A 3,422-nucleotide genomic window follows, 5' to 3' on the forward strand; every position below is an offset into this window, starting at 1 on the left:
CCACCGGCGGCGATCGCGCCCAGCAGCGGCACCGGCCGGGCGCGTAGTTCGGCGCGCTGCGCCGCCAGATGCAGGTCCACGTCGGGATCGGCCGCGGCAGTGGCAGCCCCGGGCTCCGCCGATGTCCCGAGACCTGCTTCGGTGGGGGCGACGGGACCGGTGGGGGCGACGGGCCGCCCGCGGGTCACGCGCTGGGGTGCGGGCCGCTCGGCCATGGGGTTCCTCCCTGCGTGGGCGCCCGACCGACGGGGCCGGGCGCCGCCGTGTACACGCAGGGACCGTTGGCGGCGCAACTGCCGCGGTTCGGATACGGCGGGCCCCACCGCCGCCGGCAGCCGCCGCAGGGCGGGCACCGTTCGGGAGCGACACTACCGGGCGATGCCCGGGTCGCCTGCCGGCCCGGCCATCCGGTGCCACCCGCCATCCGCCGACCGTTGCACCAGCCGCCCGGCGCGGCGGACGGTGAAGGCGGACGGTGACGGGGGAGGTGAGGTGGGGAGGAAGACGGGCCAGGGCGCGTGGGTGGTTGCGAATAGATGTGGTGGCGATCAGATGTGGTTGCGATCAGGCGGCCTGCGGGCGCCACGTGATCCGGACCCCGCCGAGGCGTCGACCTGGGGACATCCCGGCCGACGCTGCCCGCAGATGCGGGAGGGTGATGACCGTGCGCCCGGCTCCCACCGTCAACAGCCTCCCGCAAGTGCCGACGCAGTCAGGACGGATACCGCGAACACGGTGCTTCGGCACGCGACCTCAGATCACAAGTAGATACGCGCCCCAGCGACGTCGCGGTGGCACCCCGCTCGCCCATCCTGTTTGATCGCGGTCGTACACTGGACGAAAGTGTTCGGTGATCATCGAACACACCGTGGGAGGGCTGCCGGGCCGAGTAAGGGCCCGGGGCCGGCGCCGGCAACGGCGCGGATATGGAGGAGGACCGTCATGGCGGTGTTGTTGGGACAGGTGGGCGTGTGGTCGCCGTCGTTCGCCTGGACCGAACCGGACGCCCTCGCCGCAGCGGCGGCGGAGCTGGACACCCTCGGCTACGGCGCGCTGTGGATCGGCGCCGCACCGGCGGACCTGGCCCTGCCCGAGCAGGTGCTCGCCGCCAGCAGCCGGCTGGCCGTGGCCACCGGAATCGTCAACGTGTGGACGACCGAGCCGGCCCCCCTCGCCGCCGCCTACCATCGCCTCAACACCGCCTACCCGGACCGGTTCCTGCTCGGCCTCGGCATCAGCCACGCCCGGGTCGTCGAGGGCCTCGGCCGCGAGTACACCCGGCCGCTGGCCCACCTCGGGCAGTTCCTCGACGGGCTCGACGGTGCCGACGATCCCGTGCCGGCCCAGGCGCGGGTTCTCGCCGCGCTGCGACCCCGGGCGCTCGAGCTGTCCGCGCGCCGTGCCCGCGGCGCCCATCCCTACCTGGTCACCCCCGAGTACACCGTCGCCGCCCGCGCGGCGCTCGGCGACGGCGTCCTGCTCGCTCCCGACCAGAAGGTCGTGCTGGCCACCGATCCCGGCGCCGCCCGCGAGCTGGCCCGATCGAACCTGGGCTACTACCTCACCATGCCCAACTACGTCGCCAACCTGCAGGCACTGGGCTTCGACGCCGACGACGTCGCCGGGTCGGGCAGCGACCGGCTCGTCGACGCCCTCTACGCCTGGGGCACCCCCGCGCAGGCCGCGCAGCGGGTGCGCGACCATCTCGACGCCGGCGCCGACCACGTCGCCGTGCAGGTCATCTCCGCCGACGTCAACCTGGCCGCCCGCACGGGCCGTCCCACCGTCGAGGAATGGCGCGCCCTGGCCGCCGAACTACTCTGATCCGCGCGGTCAGCCTGGTCCGCGCGGCCTGATCGCGGGCCGGTGGAGCTGGCCCGAGCGGGACGAGCCGGGCCGGCACCGACAAGGCCCGGCGCCCCGGGAGTGGGGCGCCGGGCCTGATGCCGCGGCCAGGTGCAGCGGGTCGATGAACGGCGAGAGCGTGAACGGCGAGAGCGTGAACGGCGGGTTGGTGCGCGGCGGCGGGTCGGCCGGATCGCAGGGGGTCGGCCGGAGCGGCGAGGGTCAGCGGCGCAGCGCGTGGCGGCGTCCACCCACCGCCCGCCAGACCAGCAGCACGACGATGGCGCCGAGGATGGACCCGATGACGCCCGAGGGCTGCAACGCCCCTTCACCGAAGTCCCTGTCGAACAGGACGTAACCGAGGAAACCGCCGACGAACGAGCCGACGACGCCCAGCAGGATCGTGGCGGGGATGCTCATCGGATCGGGTCCGGGCACGAGCAGGCGGGCCACGGCCCCCGCGATGAGACCGAGTACCACCCAGGTGATGAGGGTCCAGAGCACAGCGGGCCTCCGACAGGTCCAGGATCAGCGGCGGGGTTGCCGATGATCGGCGATGAGATCGACCCCGATGTACCCGCCGCCGACGATCCGCCAAACATCACCCACTCGTCGGGCGGACGACACGGCACCCGCGGCGGCAGCGGTGGTGTGACCCCGCGGGCGGCTGGCCAGCGCGGACGGCCGGGGTGGGCGGCCGGATGCCCGGTCCGTCACCGCGGCGGCGCGGCCGGCCGTAGCATGCCCTCGAGGCCGGCGGTGGGTCCGACCCCGTCCAGAGGGATGGTTTTCGTGGGTGACATCGGTACGCCTGAGCTGCTCATCATCGTCGTCGTCGTCGTGGTGCTGTTCGGGGCGAAGAAGCTCCCCGACGCCGCCCGCTCCCTGGGCCGCTCGCTGCGGATCTTCAAGTCCGAGATCAAGGGCCTGCACGACGACGACAACCCGGCCCCGGCCGTCGACCCCGCGGCGGCGTCCCCGGTGGCCCCCGGCACCGGCACCGGCACCGGTGTGACGGTCGCCGGGACGGCGTCGACCGTCGACAGCCTGGTGGACGGCTGGCCCGCCGGGTCACGCTGAGCCCCGCCGCCGGCTTTCAACGCGCCCCGGCCTGCCTGCGCCGGCTGCTGGCCTGGACGAGCACGTTCTCTCTGCTCGGGGCCGTCGACAATCACCGTTGAGTGCACCACCATCCGCCGGTGACGGCCGGTCGCGGTGCACGGGGGAGCAGTGCGGTGCGTGGGGCACGATCCCGGCGCTCGCACCGTGCACGACGCACCGCAACCGGCTGCGCCCGGGTTCGCAGCGACGCGTCGGTCCCCGGCGGGGACGTCCGCGCCCCGGGGGGTGACCGGATGTGGCTCCCGGTCCGGGGTGGCAAGGTCGAACGGCCTGGCGCACCGGCCACGCCCCGCCGGCGGGCGGACGCCCCGGATATGCGGCCGGATTGTCCGCCCGCGGCGCGCGCTCACACCTTCACCGGAAACGCGGCGCATATGCACCGTCATAGGCCGCGGGAATCGGCGGCCGGCACCGGTCGACGGCCGATTCTCGCGGCGGCCGGCGGCCGGCGGCCG

Annotated in this window: 3 protein-coding genes and 1 pseudogene; 2 read left to right on the forward strand and 2 right to left on the reverse strand. The window is 74.5% G+C overall.

The genetic code is table 11. The annotated features are described in order from the left end of the window. Positions 1-215 (reverse strand): annotated as a pseudogene (locus ND748_RS28385) (CrcB family protein); the annotation flags it as partial. A 727-nt stretch (positions 216-942) separates the two neighbouring features. On the opposite strand from ND748_RS28385, the gene ND748_RS28390 reads away from it, so the two are divergent. Further along, on the forward strand, positions 943-1,824 hold the full coding sequence (locus ND748_RS28390; RefSeq protein WP_251749259.1) for a TIGR03620 family F420-dependent LLM class oxidoreductase: 882 nt from the start codon (positions 943-945) through the stop codon (positions 1,822-1,824). A gap of 243 nt (positions 1,825-2,067) precedes the next feature. Here the strand turns inward: ND748_RS28390 and ND748_RS28395 are convergent, their stop codons facing one another. Beyond that, entirely contained in the window at positions 2,068-2,349 is a 282-nt protein-coding gene (locus ND748_RS28395) for a GlsB/YeaQ/YmgE family stress response membrane protein (protein ID WP_251749260.1), read from the reverse strand. Between the two features lie 288 nt (positions 2,350-2,637). Here ND748_RS28395 and tatA point away from each other — a divergent pair, with 288 nt between their 5' ends. Then, complete coding sequence (gene tatA, locus ND748_RS28400) at positions 2,638-2,925, forward strand: Sec-independent protein translocase subunit TatA (RefSeq protein WP_251749261.1); 288 nt, start codon at positions 2,638-2,640, stop codon at positions 2,923-2,925. Positions 2,926-3,422: the final 497 nt, after the last annotated feature.

The organism is Frankia sp. AiPs1 (genome assembly GCF_023716945.1).
In the GTDB taxonomy this organism is placed as follows: domain Bacteria; phylum Actinomycetota; class Actinomycetes; order Frankiales; family Frankiaceae; genus Frankia.

What these genes read in the sequence shown, in the direction of transcription:
- ND748_RS28390 (WP_251749259.1), top strand. Translation starts at nt 943, where the DNA reads ATGGCGGTGTTGTTGGGACAGGTGGGCGTGTGGTCGCCGTCGTTCGCC.